Annotated in this window: 17 protein-coding genes and 1 tRNA gene; 8 read left to right on the top strand and 10 right to left on the bottom strand. The window is 54.0% G+C overall.

The annotated features are described in order from the left end of the window. Window positions 1-306 precede the first annotated feature (306 nt). The 5 genes from MKleb_RS03060 to MKleb_RS03040 all read right to left on the bottom strand — a co-directional run bounded on the left by MKleb_RS03060 (window position 307) and on the right by MKleb_RS03040 (window position 4,767). Window positions 307-1,341, bottom strand: a complete 1,035-nt coding sequence (locus MKleb_RS03060) for a DNA-methyltransferase (protein ID WP_175341513.1) — start codon at window positions 1,339-1,341, stop codon at window positions 307-309. 10 nt (window positions 1,342-1,351) lie between these two features. After that, the gene (locus tag MKleb_RS03055; protein WP_217076442.1) at window positions 1,352-2,719 is read right to left on the bottom strand and encodes a restriction endonuclease; all 1,368 of its coding nucleotides are present in this window, start codon (window positions 2,717-2,719) and stop codon (window positions 1,352-1,354) included. A gap of 60 nt (window positions 2,720-2,779) precedes the next feature. Then, on the bottom strand, window positions 2,780-3,085 hold the full coding sequence (locus MKleb_RS03050) for a hypothetical protein (protein WP_217076441.1): 306 nt from the start codon (window positions 3,083-3,085) through the stop codon (window positions 2,780-2,782). Between the two features lie 158 nt (window positions 3,086-3,243). Further along, window positions 3,244-4,494, bottom strand: coding sequence for a tyrosine-type recombinase/integrase (locus MKleb_RS03045; protein ID WP_217076439.1), 1,251 nt, complete (start codon window positions 4,492-4,494; stop codon window positions 3,244-3,246). Window positions 4,495-4,682: 188 nt separating this feature from the next. Continuing rightward, window positions 4,683-4,767: transfer RNA gene (locus tag MKleb_RS03040), tRNA-Leu, on the bottom strand. 307 nt (window positions 4,768-5,074) lie between these two features. Here MKleb_RS03040 and MKleb_RS03035 point away from each other — a divergent pair. The 8 genes from MKleb_RS03035 to MKleb_RS03000 all read left to right on the top strand — a co-directional run bounded on the left by MKleb_RS03035 (window position 5,075) and on the right by MKleb_RS03000 (window position 13,176). Then, entirely contained in the window at window positions 5,075-6,088 is a 1,014-nt protein-coding gene (locus tag MKleb_RS03035) for an HNH endonuclease domain-containing protein (RefSeq protein WP_025107471.1), read from the top strand. Next, complete coding sequence (locus tag MKleb_RS03030) at window positions 6,088-6,666, top strand: class I SAM-dependent methyltransferase (protein WP_025107470.1); 579 nt, start codon at window positions 6,088-6,090, stop codon at window positions 6,664-6,666. The genes MKleb_RS03035 and MKleb_RS03030 overlap by 1 nt, the downstream gene beginning before the upstream one ends. A gap of 129 nt (window positions 6,667-6,795) precedes the next feature. Continuing rightward, the gene (gene ahr / locus MKleb_RS03025) at window positions 6,796-7,815 is read left to right on the top strand and encodes an NADPH-dependent aldehyde reductase Ahr (RefSeq protein WP_217076438.1); all 1,020 of its coding nucleotides are present in this window, start codon (window positions 6,796-6,798) and stop codon (window positions 7,813-7,815) included. A gap of 190 nt (window positions 7,816-8,005) precedes the next feature. Beyond that, window positions 8,006-8,878, top strand: coding sequence for a carbohydrate ABC transporter permease (locus MKleb_RS03020; RefSeq protein WP_025107468.1), 873 nt, complete (start codon window positions 8,006-8,008; stop codon window positions 8,876-8,878). Beyond that, complete coding sequence (locus MKleb_RS03015) at window positions 8,868-9,755, top strand: carbohydrate ABC transporter permease (RefSeq protein WP_004108826.1); 888 nt, start codon at window positions 8,868-8,870, stop codon at window positions 9,753-9,755. Before MKleb_RS03020 ends, MKleb_RS03015 begins: the two co-directional genes overlap by 11 nt. 10 nt (window positions 9,756-9,765) lie before the next feature. Then, window positions 9,766-10,590 carry a phosphodiesterase gene (locus MKleb_RS03010; protein WP_025107467.1) on the top strand — a complete coding sequence of 275 codons (825 nt, stop codon included), beginning with the start codon at window positions 9,766-9,768 and terminating at the stop codon, window positions 10,588-10,590. A 5-nt stretch (window positions 10,591-10,595) separates the two neighbouring features. Beyond that, window positions 10,596-11,666, top strand: a complete 1,071-nt coding sequence (locus MKleb_RS03005) for an ABC transporter ATP-binding protein (RefSeq protein ID WP_025107466.1) — start codon at window positions 10,596-10,598, stop codon at window positions 11,664-11,666. 199 nt (window positions 11,667-11,865) lie between these two features. Further along, window positions 11,866-13,176 carry an ABC transporter substrate-binding protein gene (locus MKleb_RS03000; protein WP_014837229.1) on the top strand — a complete coding sequence of 437 codons (1,311 nt, stop codon included), beginning with the start codon at window positions 11,866-11,868 and terminating at the stop codon, window positions 13,174-13,176. A gap of 175 nt (window positions 13,177-13,351) precedes the next feature. Here the strand turns inward: MKleb_RS03000 and MKleb_RS02995 are convergent, their stop codons facing one another. From MKleb_RS02995 to iolD, 5 genes are all read right to left on the bottom strand, one after another. Next, window positions 13,352-14,851, bottom strand: coding sequence for a sugar porter family MFS transporter (locus MKleb_RS02995; RefSeq protein ID WP_014837228.1), 1,500 nt, complete (start codon window positions 14,849-14,851; stop codon window positions 13,352-13,354). A gap of 168 nt (window positions 14,852-15,019) precedes the next feature. Next, window positions 15,020-15,919 carry a myo-inosose-2 dehydratase gene (gene iolE, locus MKleb_RS02990; RefSeq protein WP_004098147.1) on the bottom strand — a complete coding sequence of 300 codons (900 nt, stop codon included), beginning with the start codon at window positions 15,917-15,919 and terminating at the stop codon, window positions 15,020-15,022. A 25-nt stretch (window positions 15,920-15,944) separates the two neighbouring features. After that, complete coding sequence (locus MKleb_RS02985; RefSeq protein ID WP_004098146.1) at window positions 15,945-16,829, bottom strand: sugar phosphate isomerase/epimerase family protein; 885 nt, start codon at window positions 16,827-16,829, stop codon at window positions 15,945-15,947. Between the two features lie 41 nt (window positions 16,830-16,870). Next, window positions 16,871-17,884, bottom strand: a complete 1,014-nt coding sequence (locus MKleb_RS02980) for a bifunctional inositol 2-dehydrogenase/D-chiro-inositol 1-dehydrogenase (protein ID WP_217076436.1) — start codon at window positions 17,882-17,884, stop codon at window positions 16,871-16,873. Between the two features lie 48 nt (window positions 17,885-17,932). Continuing rightward, window positions 17,933-19,873: a 3D-(3,5/4)-trihydroxycyclohexane-1,2-dione acylhydrolase (decyclizing) gene (iolD, locus tag MKleb_RS02975; protein ID WP_014227682.1), complete on the bottom strand. Its 1,941-nt coding sequence runs from the start codon at window positions 19,871-19,873 to the stop codon at window positions 17,933-17,935. Between the last annotated feature and the right edge of the window lie 33 nt (window positions 19,874-19,906).

The following is a 19,906-nucleotide window of genomic DNA, read 5'->3' as shown; positions in this document are numbered from 1 at the left end:
TTTTTAAATCTGAAAGTTTTAGAGAAATAAATTTGACAATTGATATTTAATATCGTATTTAATAAGTGTTCCTTGTGAATATTCACTTCAACGAAGTGTCTGATTGCCCCACATATGGGGAGGTGTTTACAGCTCAATGGGCTGATTGAGTTGCCCCACGTATGGGGATAAGTATTCTCTCCAATGGAGAGTTCCCTTTAAGGGAAAACGAAAGGGCCGAAAGGCCCTTTCTTTATTATATTAACCGTTCATTTTCGCGGAGATGCTTCTAACATTAATAAAAAGGGTCAAAAAACCCTATCTATTTTAATTATTTTGATTCTCGGATTTGGGTTTTCTTTTTTTCCCACCATCCTCATCTAATTTTTCTTCTTCTTGCCCCCAATATAATCCGGGACGAGGAACTCGATAATAAGATGAATCTTCATCAATATTCGGTCTTTCAGTTGTGATTACCGATTTGAAGCGGCCTACTGCGCCTTGTAGATATTCTTCCACCATTTCACAGCATATCCAGTTTCGGCCTAAACGTTCCGATACTTCACCAGTCATGCAACTACCGCCAAATGGATCAATAACGGTATCACCGGCATCAGTTAACATTCTGATAAAATACTCAGGTAAATCAGATGGATAACGTGCAGGATGTGACTTTATACCTTCATCTTGACAATACCGTAAATAAGAGCTATTACTTTCTGTATTGGGTATAGCCAGAAGATTTGGTGGTATTGCTGCACCATTATCGATACTAAATTTTTCACTTATGTCATGCCCACTAGGTCTTTTCTTAGCTTTGTATCCTTTCTCTAATAATGTCCTCATACTTGGGCTATATGGCTGCAATACCTTACGATTACTCGCCTTTGGCCAAGGGGATTTTGATAACCACCATACAGTATTTATTGCATCTTTAACTCTTATTCTTCTAACTGTAACCCATTCAGCAGGAGTAGGCAATTTTGAAGGATTCCACCAATAAAACTCTTGTGCAAGATTGAATCCGAACTCTTCGCATAACATAATTAGCAATTTAAAATGATAAAGGCTTCTCGTTGGCTGTCCTTGATTCCACGCACCACCGATATCTATCACGAGACTTCCGCTATCTTTTAAGATTCGTTTGAATTGGATAGCAAAACTCTTGAACCAGTCAAGATAATCATCAGAATGAACATTTCCATATTCTTTTTTTCTTACCAATCCAAAAGGAGGACTCGTCATGATTAGATCGACACTACTATCTGGTAATGTACTCATGACATCCAATGAATCACCAAGAAAAATTTTACCTAGATCAGTTTTATGATAAATTCTTGGTTTGATTTTTTTGTTACTCATACAAATTCTCTTAGATGTCAAGTTTCTTCAAATTCATAGCATGTGAAGCTTCTCTATTGAAAGCCTCAACTATATATGATGGATTATCCCTGATTATATTCAAGTCGTCTCTATCGACCATTACCACGCAAAGATTAGATTCTGCCATAATTTTGTTCGCATAGCGACGAGCTTCGCTTCCAATATCTCCAGTACTAACCATTACAATTGCATTAGACTTTAGGAAATGAGTTAATCCGACTTCCTTAGCTACATCATCTAAAGATACACGTGATGTATTTTTACATTGGACTTGCCACCTTGAAAAGACAAGGCGGGATGACTGAAATATGATATCAATCTCAGCACCACCAGTGGATTGTGCTTTAAGCCGTGTAGCTGCATAGTCCATTGCTAAGAGTCGCATAAGTTTGAACGCTAAAGCTTCCAATGCGAGCCCGCTAATATAGCGATCAGAAGAATCGATTTCCTCTAATATTTCTGCAAGAGGCTTTCTTAGTAACTCAATTAATTTAGGATCTGTTTGTTGCTCTAACTGATTCAATAAAGGCATGATTATTTCTGCAACTAATTTATCAGTTGCTGTAATCATAAATGGTTTCGCCCCTCGCCCTTCTGTCGTTTTTCTAGCAAGAATATAGCCACACTCTTCTAATTTATTCAACACTTGCTTAGGTAAGCTTTTTTCAGGAAACTCAATTCCATAAGTAGCCTCCGCCAACTTTACTATATGGTTTGCGGGTATTTCATCCTGACTATCAATATTAGCAAGCGTAAGGACAAACGCTTTTTGCTGAGACGTTAAAGACGCTAACTGAGGGAAGTCATCGGTATCCAAGCCAAGTATATCTTTTATCGCTTGATCATTTACTTGCCAACGACTACCGATAAACACCCCAGCTTTAGCTAACCAAAGACGCATCATACTCGGATGCTTTCCACCTGAAGGATAATGCACTCCTCGCTCAGCTAACCCTTTTCGGAGGGTGGTCAGATTGACTATTTCGCCTGCAACAGTCATGTCTTTTATACATTGGACAAGAGTCATACCATTCAAGTTCAGTAATATATGTCGCGCAAGTTCTTTATATAAATCTGATGATGATATTTTTAGCGTAAGTAATTTCCTACCAAAATCAGTAAATTTTCCATCTGCATTAATTATTCCATATGCCTTCAACCCCAGCCGACAATTCATGGCAAGTATATTCTGGTTTCGTATATTCCCATTACCATGTTTGGAAAAGAAAGCATTTCTGATTGCCTCTTCTAAAGTTTTATTGTTCTCATTTTGCGCGATCATGTCCAAAAGCCCGACAAGATCAATTTGGGACGGAGAAAACTCACTTCCAAATGGTAAATCGCTTCGCTGGCTCATAATCACTCCATAATTAAAAAACTCTCAACTATATCGCAAGAAATGATGAAAGTCAAATATTTATATCATCCAATGTTTGGGGATAGTTAATGAAAATGCACTTTCAGCATATCTGAGATTTTTCATAATACTTAAATATTTTTCTTTATCGTAGGCTAATTTATTATTTTTTGCAGCTAAAATATTTTTCAACTCTTTTAATTCAAACATATCTAACAGAAATAAATTTGTCCACGTAGCATCTCCAAACAGGTTATAAATAGTTTCTGTACCATCCCTTTCACTAGCTAGTCTTTTTTCACCAACGATTTTTGAAAGATAATATTCAGCTTTTTCTTTATCTTCATATGTATTTAAAAGTTTCATATTAAAATCTTATAAAGTGATTGAAACATAGATCCGTCAGAATTTAGCGGATGCGTAATGTCTACATTCTACGTCATAGACATATAGCCATCAACCTAAGATGGCTAATTATGTTATTGTAATGAAATGATTATTTCATTTGCTTACGCAAAGATATGTTATTTATTGGAAAAATCAAATGGCCTTACCATATCGTTAAGATTGGCATCAAGATAGTCAGCCCACCACTGTAGCATTAACCTACGCTCATCGAGATGCTCAGCAAGGTGGATGTAAGCGGCGCGAACATTATTACGCTCCTGATGGCTCATCTGACGCTCAACAGCATCCCTTGACCATAAACCTGATTCTATCAACGCACTACAGGCCATTGCCCTAAACCCATGCCCGCAAACTTCCGTTTTGGTATCATAGCCCATCGCGCGAAGGGCCTTGTTAACAGTGTTCTCACTCATTGGCCTATCGGGCTGGTGATCGCCTATGAATACCAATTCGTAGTCCCCACTGATCTGTTTTATCTCCTCTAAGACTATCAGTGCCTGACGGCTTAAAGGTACGAGGTGAGGGCTACGCATTTTAGAACCACGATGTGAGTATTTAATGCCCTTTAGGGGTTCTCGTTCTGCAGGTATCGTCCAAAGCGCATTTTTAAAATCGATTTCTTGCCACCTTGCAAAACGCAGTTCACTTGAACGTATGAATACCAGTAGAGTGAGTTTCACTGCCAATTTCGTCAACTTTCGACCTTTAAAGCATTCGATACGATCAAGTAATTCGGGTATACGTTCGAAATCTAGAGCCGGGCGGTGCACTCGTTTAGCTACAGCGATTGCACCAGCCATATCTTGAGCTGGATTATAATCAAGTAGACCATTTTGTACGGCAAAACGTAGGATTGCAGTCGTTCGCTGTTGAAGGCGCGAAGCTACTTCGTATCGCCCACTCGCCTCTACTACCTTTATTGGAGCGAGTAGATCCCGAGTTTTCAGTTCCGAAATCTTACGTTTACCTAACGCAGGGAAAAGATTATCCACTAAGCTTTTAAGCACCCGCTCACTATGGGACTCCGACCATTTTTTGCTACAGGATGCATGCCAATCTCTTGCTACAGCCTCAAAGGTTAGTGCTCCGCTTTCTTCAATTTTATCCTCTTTTTTCTTTTGAGAGGGATCAATACCATCAGATATCAGTTTCTTTGCTGCATCGCGCCTCTTACGAGCCTCTGCCAACGAAACCATTGGATAAACCCCTAACGCCAGCATCTTCTGTTTGCCACTAAAACGATATTGAAGACGCCAGTATTTTGAGCCATTGGGGTTAACCAACAGGTGCATCCCCTCACCATCGGTAAGTTTGAAAGGTTTGTCTGCAGGCTTAACTGTTCTGACTTTGATATCAGTAAGAGCCATAGATCCCCCTCCCCTTGTTGGTATCAATTTCAATCGAACCGAAGCTACCAACAGTTATACCATCATTTGTTGGTAGATGTTGATATACGACAGTAGACTTTAATAGACCTGAAACAAGAGGCAGGATATCTAACTTATTGATTTTGTATACGTAAATAGACTTTAGTAGACGAAAAAAAAGACTTGATTGGTGCCGAAGGCCGGACTCGAACCGGCACGTATTTCTACGGTTGATTTTGAATCAACTGCGTCTACCGATTTCGCCACTCCGGCACGGAAAGGATACGGAAAACGTTCTGGATTATACCTGTCACTGGCTGCTGCGCAAGCGGCAGAGTGCGATCGCCCCGCTAAGTGTTGAAAAAAACAGCGCAAGCCGCATTTCGGCCAACATTCAATACGTTCCAGATATAACCCCCTCGTTCTCACCTTTCCCACTCGCGGTTTCCTCTTTCTCCGAGCCTGCTCGCAAAATCCTGCAAACGGCTCAATTCGGTTTACATTTTCGGCAATTTGTTATCAGATCCTGTTATTAGCACGCGTAATAACGCCGGTACCTTCCCAAAACAGGATTTCCGCAATGCGCTTCTATCAGATCGAACCGACGCTGGAGAACTACTGGCGCGGCATTATTCTTTTTGGCAAAAACGTCGCCTCCTATAAGTTTGCGCTGGCGCATGCGCTGTACGATATCCGCCGCGACGGTAGCGATCTGATACGCCTCGAGGAGCTGGCGGTGCCGTTCAGCCAGCATCTGTGTCGCCATCTTGAGCAGGCCCCCAAACAGATCACGTCCTCAAAAAGCCAGTTTCTCAGCGCCTGTAGCCGCTTCAATCGCCAGGAGATAACCCAGGATCAGCTCATCGCGGCAACGGTTAAGCTCGGCTTTAGCGTGGTGCTGGATAAATTTCATAACGTGAATCAGGGCGAAATCGCCAGGCGCTTTTTTATCGACGAGCGTAAAACGCATCAGGGTATCCGTCTGACCGACGACTTTTATTCTCTGACGGAGCGCCAGCAGTACCAGAACCTGATCCACGAAACGGACGCCCGCTGGCGTCTGGTGGAGCAGGCGTGGGCGATGAACATCGCCAGCAGCCTGATCGCCGTGGAATATGATGCCGCCGAACAGCAGCTCTTCAGCACCCTGAATACCCGACGAGTTGCCATCTCCAGCTGTCGCGACAGCCTGAACGGCTACCAAAAAGGCCGCTGCTTTTACTGCTATGCGCCGATCAGTCTCGAAAGCGGGGATGAGAACCTGGCCGACGTTGACCACTTTATCCCGTGGGCGGCGCGCGGCGAGGTGGCGAATATCAACGGCGTCTGGAACCTGGTACTCGCCTGCAAGAGCTGCAACCGCGGGGAGAAAGGCAAGTTTATGCGGGTACCGTCGGCAAAATTGCTGCGCCGCCTGCGCGACAGAAACGAATATTTTATTACCAGCCACCTTCCCTTGCGTGAAACCTTAATCCGTCAGACCGGCAACACGACCGCCCGCCGCGATGACTTCCTCGCCAAAATCTGGAACACTGCGCGCATTACGCTCCTTCATGAATGGGAACCTCAGGCCGCCGGAACGGATATATTCTGATGACAATCAACTACTACCAGCAGAACGCTGACAGCTTTGTGGCTTCAACCGTCGCTGTCGATATGACCTCTCTGTACGCGCCTTTTATCGGGGCAATTGAACCGAACGGGCTGATCCTCGATGCGGGATGCGGCTCAGGACGCGATGCCAAAGCCTTTGCCGATATGGGCTACCGGGTCGAGGCGTTTGACGCCTCACCGGCCATGGTCGAGCGGGCTGCGCAACACAGCGGGCTGGCCGTGCGTCAGGCGACCTTTCAAAGTATCAGCGAAAGCGTGCGGTATGACGGCATCTGGTGCTGCGCTTCGCTGCTGCACGTTCCCGCCGCGGAGATGCCGGGAGTAATGCACAAACTGGCTACGGCCCTCAAACCCGGCGGCGTCTGGTACGTCTCATTTAAATACGGTTCAGGCGAGCGAGAAAAAGAGGGGCGGCGGTTTACCGATCTCGACGAAGCAGGGCTGACGGCGCTGATCGAACCGTTGGCGGATATCCGTATCGCCAACATGTGGCAGACGGTGGATAAGCGCCCGGAGCGGAGCGAAATCTGGCTCAACGCGCTGTTACTCAAAAGCTGAACTGTCGCGATGGCTTCTCTCTCGCAGAGAAGCCGGCTTGCGCAAGCTTCCCCCCTCCTTCTGCCAAGCGTCCCCTCGCCCCATGCTCTACACTTCCTTCTTAACTACGCCAAACCCAAGGAAACTGTCATGAGCACTATTAAAAGTTACGCCGCCAAAGAAGCGGGCGCCGATCTGTCGCTGTGGGAGTACGATGCCGGCGACCTTAAGCCGGAAGATGTCGAAGTGCAGGTGGAGTACTGCGGGATCTGCCACTCCGACCTGTCGATGATCGACAACGAATGGGGCATGTCGAGCTATCCGCTGGTGGCCGGTCACGAGGAGATTGGCCGGGTGGCGGCGCTGGGCAGCGCGGCGCAGGATAAGGGGCTGAAGGTTGGCCAGAAGGTGGGCATTGGCTGGACGGCGCGCAGCTGCGGCCACTGCGACGCCTGTATCAGCGGCAACCACGTGAACTGTCTGGAAGGCTCGGTGCCCACCATCATCAACCGCGGCGGCTTCGCCGATAAGCTGCGCGCCGACTGGCAATGGGTGATCCCGCTGCCGGAAAACGTCGATCTCGAATCCGCCGGGCCGATGCTCTGCGGCGGCATCACCGTCTTCAAGCCGCTGCTGATGCATCACGTCACGGCGAACAGCCGCGTCGGCGTCATCGGTATTGGCGGCCTCGGCCATATCGCCATCAAGCTGCTGCACGCGATGGGCGCGGAAGTCACCGCCTTTAGCTCCAATCCGGCGAAAGAGCAGGAAGTGCTGGCAATGGGCGTCGATCGCGTGGTGAACAGCCGCGATCCCGAAGCCTTAAAGGCGCTGGCCGGCCAGTTCGACCTGATTATCAACACCGTCGCCGTCGACCTCGACTGGCAGCCGTACTTTGAAGCGCTGGCGTATGGCGGCAACTTCCACACCGTCGGGGCGGTAATGAAGCCGTTCCCGGTCCCCGCCTTCACCCTGATTGGCGGCGACCGCAGCATCTCCGGCTCGGCCACCGGCAACCCGGCCGAGCTGCGCAAGCTGATGAAATTCGCCGGACGCAGCAAAGTCGCGCCGACCACCGAGCTGTTCCCGATGTCGCAGATCAACGAGGCGCTGAAGCACGTTCGCGAGGGCAAGGCCCGCTACCGCGTGGTGCTGAAAGCCGACTTCTGATCGTTCCTCGTCATGCTTCAGGCCGCAGCCGCGCGGCCTGAACGCCACTGACCGGGGTGATGCCGGGCGGCCCGTCTGCCCGGCGCTTGTTTCCCTGGTCATTAAACCGTCATCTCCCCGCCATACGTTTGCAGTCAATCCTTCTCACAATCCGGGCTTCTACAAACGCCTGAATGAGACGTCCGCCACCATGAGAAAAACCTGGCTCCCCTGGCTGATACTGTCGCCTTCCCTGCTGTTTTTATTACTGTTTACCTGGTTTCCCCTCGGGCGATCGATTTATGACAGCCTGTTCGATACCCGCATGGTCAGCGACGGCGGCCAGTATGTCGGGCTGGAGAACTTTAGTCGTCTGTTCGCCGACGGCGTCTTCTGGCAGTCGCTGGTGAATAACCTGCTTTATATCCTGCTGACGGTGGTACCGGGCGTGACGCTCGCCCTGCTGCTGGCGGTCGCCCTGACCGAGAATCACCGCGTCAACCGCTGGCTGCGCACCGCCTTCTTCTTCCCGATGATTATCCCTATGGTCAGCGCCGCCGCGCTGTGGCTGTTTATCTTTATGCCCGGCCTTGGCCTGCTCGACCACTATCTGGCGAAGCTGTTTGGCCCGATGAACAACAACTGGCTGGGGCGCAGCAATAGCGCGCTGCTGGCGCTGGCGCTGATTGGCGTGTGGAAGTTCGCCGGTTACTACATGCTGTTTTTCCTCGCCGGGCTGCAAAGCATTCCGGCTTCCACGCGCGAAGCGGCGATCGTGGAAGGCGCCACCCGCACGCAGGTGTTCTTTAAGGTGACGCTGCCGCTGCTGCGCCCGACCCTGAGCTTCGTGATAACCACGGCGCTGATCTACTCCATCACCCAGATCGACCACGTGGCGGTGATGACCCGCGGCGGGCCGGATAACGCCACTACCGTGCTGCTCTACTACATCCAGAACCTCGCCTGGGACACCCATGATTTAGGTAAAGCTTCCGCCGCCACCTTCCTGACGCTAGCCGGGCTGTTTGCCTTCTCGCTGATTAACCTCAAACTGCTGGAGAAAGGAGCGCACTATGAGCGCTGAAATATCGCCGCTGGCGCTGCGATCGCACAGCGCATCGCGCCCGCTCTGGCTGCGCCTGCGCCGCTCGCAGCCCTTTACGCTCACGGTATTAATGTGCTGCCTGGCGCTGCTGTGGATGAGCCCGTTTTTATGGATGCTGGCGACCTCGTTCAGCGCCACGACCTTCGGCGAGGATATGGCCTCGCTGCTGCCCCGTATGCCGCTGACGCTGGATAACTTCCGCGATGCCTGGGCCAGCGCCGACTGGCTGAGCCTCTACGCCAACACCCTTATCTTCACCTTCGGCACCTTCTTCGTGCAGCTGTTAACCATCACCACCGCCGGCTACGTCTTCGCCTGCCACGAGTTCCGCGGCAAGAAGACGCTGTTCCTGATGTTCCTCGTCCAGCTGATGATCATGCCGGTGGTGATGATGGTGCCGAACATGCTGACCCTGAAAACCTTCGGCCTGCTCAACACCCTCACCGGGGTAATGATGCCCTACTTCACCTCGGCGTTCGGCGTGTTCCTGATGCGTCAGGCGTTTCTGGCCATACCCAAAGAGCTGGAAGAGGCGGCGCTGATGGAGGGCTGTCGCTGGTGGCAGGTGCTGTTCCGCGTGCTGCTGCCGATGTCCTGGCCGTCGGTGCTGGCCTTCGCCACCGTCAGTATTACCTACCACTGGAACGAGTATCTGTGGCCGCTGATGATGCTGAACGACCCGGACAAACAGGTGCTGACCGTGGGGCTGGTCTCGTTCGCCATGGGCGCAGAATCCGGCGGTCAGTGGGGCATCATCGGCGCCGGCACGCTGATGGTCTGCCTGCCGCTGATGCTGGCGTTCATCCTCTTCCAGAAACAGTTCCTGCGAAGCTTCGGCTTCTCCGGGATAAAATAAGGAGCTCTTCATGCTGTTAGCGCAAATTTCCGATACCCATTTCCGCAGCCGCGGCCAGAAGCTGTACGGCTTTATTGACGTCAACGCCGCCAATGCCGACGTCGTCTCCCAGCTGAATGCCCTGCAGGAGCGTCCGGACGCGGTGGTGGTGAGCGGCGATATCGTCAACTGCGGCCGCCCGGAAGAGTATGAGGTCGCCCGCCAGATCCTCGGCAGCCTGAACTATCCGCTGTATCTCATTCCCGGCAACCACGACGATAAAGCGCTGTTTCTGGAATATCTGCATCCGCTGTGTCCGCAGCTCGGCAGCGATGCGCAAAACATGCACTACGCGGTAGACGATTTTGCCACTCGCCTGCTGTTTATCGACTCCAGCCGGGCGGGTACGTCGAAAGGCTGGCTGACCGAGGAAACCATCAAGTGGCTGGAGGCTCAGCTGTTTGATGGCGGCGATAAACCGGCGACGGTGTTTATGCATCATCCGCCGCTGCCGCTGGGCAACGCGCAGATGGACCCTATCGCCTGCGAAAACGGCCATCGTCTGCTGGCGCTGGTTGAGCGTTTCCCGTCGCTGACGCGCATTTTCTGCGGCCATAACCACAGCCTGACCATGACCCAGTATCGCCAGGCCATCATCTCCACCATCCCGGGAACCGTCCACCAGGTGCCCTACTTTCATGAAGATACCCGTCCGTACTACGACCTCTCTCCGGCGTCGTGCCTGATGCATCGCCAGGTCGACGAGCAGTGGGTGAGCTATCAGCATCCTCTGACCCACTACGCCGGACCGTGGATGTACGACGAAAATATCAGCTGCCCAACGGAAGATTGCTAAACGCCATGCTTAGTCTGCAAAACATCAGTAAACAGTTTGACGGTAAACCGGCCCTCAGCGCCCTGTCGCTGGATATTCGCGAAGGGGAGTTCGTGGTGCTGGTGGGCCCGTCCGGCTGCGGTAAAAGCACCCTGCTGCGCCTGCTCGCCGGGCTGGAGCCGGTCAGCGAGGGGGAGATCTGGCTGCACGATGAGAACATCACCGAAATGTCGCCCAGAGAGCGCAACTTCGCGATGATCTTCCAGAACTATGCGCTGTTTCCGCATCTGTCGGTGCGCGACAACATCACCTTCGGCATGAAAGTGCGCAAGGAAGAGAAAAGCAGCTGGCAGCCGCGGGTGGATAAAGTCGCGCAGATGCTGCAGCTGGATACCCTGCTCGATCGAAAACCGGCGAAGCTCTCCGGCGGCCAGCGGCAGCGGGTGGCGATGGCGCGGGCGATTGTGCGCAATCCGCGCCTGTTCCTGATGGATGAGCCGCTCTCCAACCTCGACGCCCGCCTGCGTAGCGAGGTGCGCGACAGCATTATGGACCTCCACCAGCAGCTCAGAACCAGCACCGTCTACGTCACCCATGACCAGACGGAAGCGATGTCGATGGCCGACCGCATCGTGGTGATGAACGGCGGCCACGTACAGCAGGTCGGGCGACCGGAGTATCTGTACGCCAACCCGGCCAACCTGTTTGTCGCCGGGTTTATCGGATCTCCGGCGATGAATCTGCTCTCGCTGCCCTGCGCTGATGGTGAGGTATTACTGGGTGAGCTGCGCTATCCGCTGCCGCCGCGCTACCGTGAAGAATCCCGGGTGTGGTTAGGCATTCGCCCGGAACATATCAGCGACCGCGTGGAGGAGAGTCATCTGCGCCTGCCCGCCACCGTGCTGCAACGAGAACTGATGGGAGCCGATTATTTGCTCCACGTCAGCACCCCCATCGGCACCCTACGCTTTAGCCGTCGCCATCGCGGCGCGGTACCGGAGAAAGGCGATTCGCTGATCCTCGGCTTTTCACCTGCCGATGTGCATCTTTTTCATGCTGAGAAACAGCATAATTTAGCGCCGGTACATCAGGCGTAATTGTTGCAGTCAGTTTGGACACGGACAGCGCGGAAGAACCGGAGCGTACGTGTAGTACGTGAGGATGATTCGCTACGCTCCCCCTTCGGGCCACCCTGAAGGGTGTTCAAAACTCTACGAGTTTTGTCTGAGCACTGCCCAGGGCCAAACTGGCAAATAAAATAGCCTGTGGACAGGTGCTTACTGATGGAGACAAACTATGTTTAAACCTCTCACCGCTCTCGCGGTTGGGCTCAGCCTTGCCCTGAGCGGCGCGGCGCTGGCGAAAGAGAAGATCGACTTCATGTTTCCGGCGCCGGTGGACGGCAAGCTGACCATGGAGATGACCCGTGTCATTAAGCAATTCAACGAGTCGCAGCAGGATGTCGAAGTGCGCGGGATCTTTACCGGCAACTACGACACCACCAAGATCAAAGCCGAATCGGCGCAGAAGGCCGGGCAGCCGCCCGCGCTGGTGATTATGTCCGCCAACTTCACCACCGATCTGGCGCTGAAGGATGAGATCCTGCCGATGGACGAGCTGTTCCAGTATGGCGATCAAAAAGCGGGGGATTTTCTGGTGAAGGCGTTCTGGCCCGCAATGCATAAAAACGCCCAAGTGATGGGCACCACCTATGCGATCCCGTTCCATAACTCGACGCCGATCCTCTACTACAACAAAACGATGTTCGATCGGGCCGGGATCAAACAGCCGCCGCAAACCTGGGCCGAGCTGCTGGCGGACGCCAGAAAGCTGACCGACGAAAGCAAAGGCCAGTGGGGGATCATGCTGCCGTCGACCAACGATGATTACGGCGGCTGGATCTTCTCGGCGCTGGTGCGCGCCAACGGCGGGAAATACTTTAACGAGGACTATCCGGGCGAAGTCTATTACAACACGCCAACCACCATCGGCGCCCTGCGCTTCTGGCAGAACCTGGTCTATAAAGACAAAGTCATGCCTTCCGGCGTGCTGAATTCGAAACAGATCGGCGCCAGTTTCTTCTCCGGCAAAGTCGGAATGGCGATGCTGAGCACCGGCGCGCTGGGCTTTATGCGCGAGAACAGCAAAGATTTTGAGCTGGGCGTGGCGATGCTGCCGGCCAAAGAGCAGCGCGCGGTACCGATCGGCGGCGCCAGCCTGGTGAGCTTCAAGGGCATCAACGACGCGCAGAAAAAAGCGGCGTATCAGTTCCTGACGTATCTGGTGAGCCCGCAGGTCAACGGCGCCTGGAGCCGCTTTACCGGCTACTTCTCCCCGCGTAAGGCCGCCTACGATACGCCGGAAATGAAGGCGTATCTGCAGCAGGATCCGCGCGCGGCGATCGCCCTCGAACAGCTGAAGTATGCCCATCCGTGGTACTCCACCTGGGAGACCGTTGCCGTGCGTAAAGCGATGGAAAACCAGCTGGCCGCGGTGGTGAACGATGCCAAAGTTACCCCGGAAGCCGCGGTGCAGGCGGCGCAGAAGGAAGCCGATGCGCTGATGAAGCCCTACGTCGATAAGACCGCGCTGGCGGAAGTGAAGTAGGCCTTCCCTCACTATCCCCGCCGATAGCTGAGGTATCTTCTGCAATACCGTACGGAAGCAGTGTGCCCCCTCCCCCTTTTCAAGGGGAGGGGATCGTTCGATACGGCTCGTTAGCCCGGTCCGTGCAGACCGCTGAGCACCGCACCAGCATCGCAGGTACCGTTGGCAATCAGCGTTACACTTTATCCGCCTGCGATTCAGCCACTATTCGCCGGGCCCTGGCGGCCTGCCCTTCTTCACTGGTGTCCAGCTTATCCCGCAGATAGTGCTCGATTTGTTCAAGACTACGGTGGCGGGTTTCCGGTACGCATTTAATCACGAATATCGCGCCAAATACGCCAATACCGGCGAAGATAAAGAAGGTGCCTGAAAGCCCTAACCACGCCAGCAGTATCGGGAAGAACAGGGAGATCAGGAAGTTGGCAATCCACATTGAAAATACCGCCCCCCCCATAAAAATACCGCGCAGGCGGGTTGGAAATATTTCCGACATGAGTAGCCAGGTCACTGGCGATAGCGCCCCCTGCTGAAAGCTCAGAAACAGTAACATCCCTGCCAGAACCATATAGGCGCGCAGCGCATCAGGCTGGCCGTTAACCGTCTCCGGCAACAGATAGCTGACCGCACCGATAAAGACCAGGCAGGCGGTGCAGCCGAACTGACCAATCATGGTCATCGGGCGACGGCCAATTTTGCCAAGCATCCAGATGCCAACGAATGTCATCAATACTGAGACTACGCCATTGGCAATAGTGGCAAACAGCGCGGCATTATCAGTCATACCAACCGAGGTCAGTACCGTGGGGGCATAGTACATAATGGTATTTACACCGGTAAGCTGTTGGATAACCGCTATACCAATACCGATCATAAACAGCTTGAACAACCACGGGGTCATAATCTCGCTGAACCGGGGCTTACCGAGATTGCGCTGCTCATCCAGCGTTTCGGTGATCTCCAGCAGCTCCCACTCAACATCATCTTTATGCCGGGTGCGCTCAAGCACGCGACGGGCTTCCGCCAGGCGCCCTTTCATCGCGTACCAGCGCGGTGAATCCGGCATAAACATCATGCCAAACCAGAGCAGCACGGCGGGTAGCGTCGCCACCGCCAGCATCCAGCGCCAGGTGCTTTCCCCGCCCCAGACTTCATGGAACGTGGCATTAGAAATATAGGCCAGCAGCTGACCGGATACGATCATCAGCTCCTGCAAAGTAACCAGCTGTCCGCGCTTATTCGCGGGAGCTATCTCGGCAATATAGACCGGTACGGTGGCCGCCGCCCCGCCGACCGCCACGCCGAGAATAAGACGAAAGAAAATCATCCAGTTAACGTCCGGCGCCATAGAGGTGCCTATCGCGCCGATGGCAAAAAGCACCGCCAGCCACAGAATAATTTTCTTTCTGCCCGCCGCATTCGCCAGATTGCCAGAAAGCAGCGCGCCAAAGGCGGCGCCGAATAGCAGCGAGCTGGTGACCAGACCGGTGGTAAAGGGAGTAAGATGAAGCTCGGTGCCCATAAAGAGTAAAGCACCGGAAATCACCCCGGTATCATAGCCAAAAAGTAAACCGCCAAGCGTCGCGATCAGGGCGACAACTTTTACAAAGGGCGTTGTCGGGGTCTCGCTATTCGGTCCCGACGCTTTATTGAGTGTAAGATATTGTTCCTTAGACATAATAGACTCCAGTAACCCGCCTTGTTTGAGGGAAGATTTGCTCTAGTCTGAATGCAGAGGCCGAGGCCTCACCGACGTGTTGTTTTCGTTCTACGTCTTGAGCTACTGCTGAGTGATGGGGTAAAAAAAGCAGGCCATACGACGTATGGCCTGAAAATAAAACAACGATTAGATTCCTGCCGTCTCGCGGATATATTTGCGCGCTTTTACGGCGTATTCGAATGGGTTGGCCAGCGCCGGATCCTGCTCGGCCTCAACCACCATCCAGCCTTTATAGCCATGCTCGTCCAGCAGCTTGAACACCGGACGGAAATCAATGACGCCGTCGCCCGGCACGGTGAAGGTCCCCTTCTTCACGCCGTCCAGGAAGGAGAGCCCTTCGCGACGCACCTGCTCGATCACCGGCGGACGCACGTCTTTCAGGTGCACGTGGTTAATGCGCGGCAGATATTTTTTCAGAATCGCCAGCATCGGCTCTTCGCCGCCTTCGGAATACCAGGCGTGTCCGGTGTCGTAGAGCAGGAAGACTTTGTCATCCACCAGCGACATAAACTTGTCGATCTCTGCCGTCGTCTGGATACCGGTGCCCATATGGTGGTGCAGACAAACCTGCATGCCCTTTTCCGCCGCCAGACGACCGAGGGTGTTATAGCCTTCCGCCACCCGCTGCCACTCTTCTTCGCTAAAGCACGGTTTCGCATTCTCCAGAATGGGCTTTTCCAGCCCCTGGATGCTGCCGCTCTGCTCAGAGCAGCCGATCACTTTCGCGCCCATAGCATGCAGGAAATTCATGTGGTTAACGAATTCATCAATGGTCTTTTCCCGCTGGCCGTTAGCAAAAAAGGTGCTGAACCAGGCGTTGCAAATCTGAATGCCGCGGATATCCAGCATCGGCTTGAGAACCGCCGGATCGCGTGGATATTTGCTGCCGACTTCGCTGCCGGTAAAGCCCGCCAGCGCCATTTCGCTGACGATTTGCTGGAAAGTATTCTCGCTGCCCAGCTCCGGCATATCGTCGTTAGTCCAGCCAATCGGGGCGATAGCCAGTTTTACGTTATCTTTGTTCATAGTAGGGGGCTCCTGCCGCTGCGCCTTACCGGCGCAGCAATTCACGTTCGATGAGTTCACGGGTTTCCACTGCCTGGTATTTCATCTTTTCCGGGTAGCCGAACAGCGAGGTGGCCACAATCGGCTCACCGCCGACCTTGAAGGTCTGCTCGGCAAATTTCATATCGCGCAGGGTGCGGAACAGCGCGTCGAAATCAACATCCCCTTCTCCGACGCCCACGTGCTGGTGAACGACGGCATCTACGCCCGGTGGGTTAACGATATAGCGGCAGTGTTTTGTATGGTTGCGGGTATCCGCGATCAGCACATGGGAGAGATCGCTTCCCGCGTAGCGCAGCATCTTCTCAACGTCGCCCACGCCTTTGTCATAGAAGAAGGTGTGCGGGACGCTGTAAACGTACTTAACGTTATCGCTGCGGAACGACTTCACGATATCGACGGTTTCGTTGTTCTCTTCGCAGAAGTCCCACGGATGTGCCTGAATTTCAACACGGATGCCTTCGCGCTCAAAAATCGGCAGCAGCTCTTCCATGGAGCGATAGAACATCTCATCGCAAATCTCCGGCTGGTTAGGATCGCCGGAGAACTCGGTGTTGATCACCTGTACACCCATTTCAACCGCGATTTCGATCAGCCGTTTCCAGTTTTTCACTGCCGCCTGACGGCGCAGCTCATCCGGACCGGACCAGCGGTAGACGCAGATAAACGAGGAGAGCTCCACGCCGGTATCGCGCAGCGCCTGCTTGTACTCAGCCATAATTTCCCGGCTGGCGCGCGGGTGCTTGTAGAACGGGTTGATCTGCGGGTGCGGCGATTGCTCAATGTACTTGTAGCCCCACTCCGCCACCTGATGGACCATTCGGGTTACCCCGAGGTCTTTAATGACATCAACGTCAAAAGCAATTTTCATCGTCGTTACCTGTGCAAAGAAGTTCCGTCAGCAAAGCGGGATTAGCGTTTGTAGAATGCCGGGCATTCCGGCAGCGTCACCTCAACCGGCTCGCTGGTTTCCTGGGCTTTGATACAGGCGTCGGCAGCAACGGACGCCGCGTAGCCATCCCACGCCGATGGGCCGTGCAGCTGGCCGGCCTGAACATCATTGATAAAGGCCTGTAGTTCAACGTCATACGCTTTGATAAAGCGATCCTTCCAGTCGGTCAGGATAGCGGTCGACAGGTTAGCGGCTTTGCGCATCTGCACGGCCGACGGCTCAGGCAGGCGGGCAATCCCGGTTTCCCCTACCACTTCACACTGGATGTCGTAGCCGTACTGGCAGTTCACGAAGACTTCCACGTCGATCAGCGTGCCTTTTTTGGTTTCAAACGACACGATCTGCGGGTCTTTCAGGCGCGCGTGGGTGTGGGACGTGGAGCGCGGGAAGCGCACCTGTACGGAAACATAGTCGTCATTGAGCAGCCAGCGCAGAACGTCCAGCTCGTGAATCAGGGTGTTGGTGATCGCCATGTTGGTGATGTAATCCTCGCCCACCGACTGGTTGCGGTGCGCGCAGCGCAGCATCAGCGGCGCGCCGATGTCGCCGTCATCGATCACTTTTTTCAGCGCCAGATAGCCTTCGTCGTAAGGGCGCATAAATCCAACCTGCACCAGGCGGCGACCGGCTTTCATTTCCGCATCAACGATGCGGCGGCAGCCTCCCGCGCTCATCGCCAGCGGCTTCTCGCAGAACACCGGCTTCCCGGCGGCGATGGCGGCCAGCGTGTACTCTTCGTGGGTGGGGTCCCATGAGGTCACCAGAATAGCGTCCACGTCGCTGGCCTTAATCACGTCATGACCGTCGGCGTACACTTCGGCATGCACGCCCGGCAGCGCAACCGCGGCGCGGGCGTTCTCTTCGTTGATATCCGAAACCGCCACTACCGTGGCTCCCTGCAGTACCTGAGTGCAACGACGGATATGCTCTTTACCGATAGCGCCGGCACCGATGACACCTAATTTGAGTGACATAGTTGGTTTTCTCCCGAGATTTGTAGGGTTCAGGGTTTGTGTTCTGTTTTAGTAATCCCGCGCCTGAGCGCGTTTTTCATTGATCATTTGCGCCACCTTGCGGATGCGCTCGGAGAGCGCAGACTGCGCGACGCCGACGTTCCACCAGCTGCCGTATTTGTGCACCATGGTTTTCGGCAGCACTTTAATGTCTATCAGGGTGCTGACGGTTTCGCGGCGCGCGGCGTCCAGCGCGTGGCGTAGTTCTTCTAGCGTCGTGACGCGCCAGGTTTTGCAGCCGTAGCCGGCAGCGACGGTGGCGAAATCTACCGGCACCAGGCCGCCCTGCAGCTGGCCCGATTCGGCGCAGCGGAAGCGGAACTCGGTGCCGAAGCTGTCCATACCGTGCTCCATTTGCAGGTTGTTAATGCAGCCGTTGGCCATGTTGTCGAGCAGCACGATATTGATCTTCGCGCGCTCCTGTAGGGAGGTCACCAGCTCGGAGTGCAGCATCATGAACGAGCCGTCGCCGACCAGCGAATAGACCTCGCTTTGCGGTTGGGCTAACTTCACGCCCAGCGCGGCGCTGACTTCATACCCCATGCAGGAGTAGCCGTATTCCACGTGATAGGTATTGGTGGCCCGGTTGCGCCAGACGCGCTGCAGGTCTCCCGGCAGGCTCCCCGCCGCCGCTACAATCACCGCATCCGCCGGCAACGTTTCGTTGAGTACGCCAAGGACGCTGCTTTGCGTCAGGGTGGAGTCGGTTATCTGGCGAAATTCGCGATACACCGATTCCCGATCCAGATGGTCGTCGATTTCCGGGACGAAAGCGGTTTCCTGCCACACCGCCTGGTAAACGCGCTGGGTCTCTTTCAGCTGGCGGCTCTGCACGCTTTCAATCTGCTCGCCCCAGCCAGCCTGCCAGGATTCGCCGGACAGGGCGTCGTCCAGGGCAGTGAGGGCTTCGCGAGCATCCGCCAGCATCGGGATGCCATCCAGCTTCCAGGCGTCGAAGTTGCTGACGTTAATATTGAGGAAGCGCACGCCCGGGTGCTGGAAAATCCATTTTGACGAGGTGGTGAAATCGCTGAAACGCGTGCCGAGACCGATGACCAGATCCGCCTCTTTCGCCAGCAGGTTCGCCGCCAGGCAGCCGGTTTCGCCGACGCCGCCCACGTTATACGGATGCGAAGAGACAACGCTGCCTTTACCCGCCTGGGTTTCGGCAAACGGCACGCCGTAGCGCTCGGCAAAACGGGTCAACGCCTCGCCGGCGCCGGAGTATTTCACCCCGCCGCCGCAGACGATCAACGGCTTACGGCTGGCTTTAATCGCCGCCACGGCATCCGCCAGCTGCGCGGCGCTGGCCGGACGGCGATCAAGGCGGTGTACCCGGCGGGTAAAGAAGGATTCCGGATAATCCCAGGCTTCGCCCTGGACATCCTGCGGCAGACAGAGCGTGACCGCACCGGTTTCCGCCGGGTCGGTCAACACGCGCATGGCGTTAATGCAGGCGCTCATCAGCTGTTCCGGACGGGTGATGCGATCCCAGTATTTACTCACCGCGCGAAACGCGTCGTTAGTGGTAATGCTGAGATCGTGGCTCTGTTCGATTTGCTGCAGCACCGGGTCAGGCTGGCGGGTCGCAAACACATCGCCCGGCAGCAGCAGCAGCGGGATGCGGTTGGCGGTCGCGGTGGCAGCAGCGGTAATCATATTCGCCGCGCCGGGGCCAATGGAGGAGGTGCAGGCAATAATCTGACGACGCAGGGACTGTCTGGCAAAACCGGTGGCGACATGCGCCATCCCTTGCTCGTTACGCCCCTGATAGACCCGCATTTCACCGCTATCTTGTTCAAGGGCCTGGCCCATTCCCAGCACGTTGCCGTGGCCAAAGATAGCAAAGATGCCTTTGACGAACTTATGCTCTTCGCCATCGACTTCCAGGTACTGGTTATCCAGGAACTTCACCAGCGCCTGCGCCATTGTCAGTCTCAGTTTGCCCATGTTGCCCAATCCTTATTGTTCAGTATTTGCGTG

It is taken from the genome of Klebsiella sp. PL-2018 (assembly GCF_019048985.1).
Classification (GTDB): domain Bacteria; phylum Pseudomonadota; class Gammaproteobacteria; order Enterobacterales; family Enterobacteriaceae; genus Klebsiella; species Klebsiella michiganensis.
Note: the sequence above shows the minus strand (reverse complement) of the source record. Positions and strands in the feature narration are given on the sequence as shown.

What these genes read in the sequence shown, in the direction of transcription:
- MKleb_RS03060 (WP_175341513.1), bottom strand. Translation starts at nt 1,341, where the DNA reads ATGAGTAACAAAAAAATCAAACCAAGAATTTATCATAAAACTGATCTA.
- MKleb_RS03055 (WP_217076442.1), bottom strand. Translation starts at nt 2,719, where the DNA reads ATGAGCCAGCGAAGCGATTTACCATTTGGAAGTGAGTTTTCTCCGTCC.
- MKleb_RS03050 (WP_217076441.1), bottom strand. Translation starts at nt 3,085, where the DNA reads ATGAAACTTTTAAATACATATGAAGATAAAGAAAAAGCTGAATATTAT.
- MKleb_RS03045 (WP_217076439.1), bottom strand. Translation starts at nt 4,494, where the DNA reads ATGGCTCTTACTGATATCAAAGTCAGAACAGTTAAGCCTGCAGACAAA.
- MKleb_RS03035 (WP_025107471.1), top strand. Translation starts at nt 5,075, where the DNA reads ATGCGCTTCTATCAGATCGAACCGACGCTGGAGAACTACTGGCGCGGC.
- MKleb_RS03030 (WP_025107470.1), top strand. Translation starts at nt 6,088, where the DNA reads ATGACAATCAACTACTACCAGCAGAACGCTGACAGCTTTGTGGCTTCA.
- ahr (WP_217076438.1), top strand. Translation starts at nt 6,796, where the DNA reads ATGAGCACTATTAAAAGTTACGCCGCCAAAGAAGCGGGCGCCGATCTG.
- MKleb_RS03020 (WP_025107468.1), top strand. Translation starts at nt 8,006, where the DNA reads ATGAGAAAAACCTGGCTCCCCTGGCTGATACTGTCGCCTTCCCTGCTG.
- MKleb_RS03015 (WP_004108826.1), top strand. Translation starts at nt 8,868, where the DNA reads ATGAGCGCTGAAATATCGCCGCTGGCGCTGCGATCGCACAGCGCATCG.
- MKleb_RS03010 (WP_025107467.1), top strand. Translation starts at nt 9,766, where the DNA reads ATGCTGTTAGCGCAAATTTCCGATACCCATTTCCGCAGCCGCGGCCAG.
- MKleb_RS03005 (WP_025107466.1), top strand. Translation starts at nt 10,596, where the DNA reads ATGCTTAGTCTGCAAAACATCAGTAAACAGTTTGACGGTAAACCGGCC.
- MKleb_RS03000 (WP_014837229.1), top strand. Translation starts at nt 11,866, where the DNA reads ATGTTTAAACCTCTCACCGCTCTCGCGGTTGGGCTCAGCCTTGCCCTG.
- MKleb_RS02995 (WP_014837228.1), bottom strand. Translation starts at nt 14,851, where the DNA reads ATGTCTAAGGAACAATATCTTACACTCAATAAAGCGTCGGGACCGAAT.
- iolE (WP_004098147.1), bottom strand. Translation starts at nt 15,919, where the DNA reads ATGAACAAAGATAACGTAAAACTGGCTATCGCCCCGATTGGCTGGACT.
- MKleb_RS02985 (WP_004098146.1), bottom strand. Translation starts at nt 16,829, where the DNA reads ATGAAAATTGCTTTTGACGTTGATGTCATTAAAGACCTCGGGGTAACC.
- MKleb_RS02980 (WP_217076436.1), bottom strand. Translation starts at nt 17,884, where the DNA reads ATGTCACTCAAATTAGGTGTCATCGGTGCCGGCGCTATCGGTAAAGAG.
- iolD (WP_014227682.1), bottom strand. Translation starts at nt 19,873, where the DNA reads ATGGGCAAACTGAGACTGACAATGGCGCAGGCGCTGGTGAAGTTCCTG.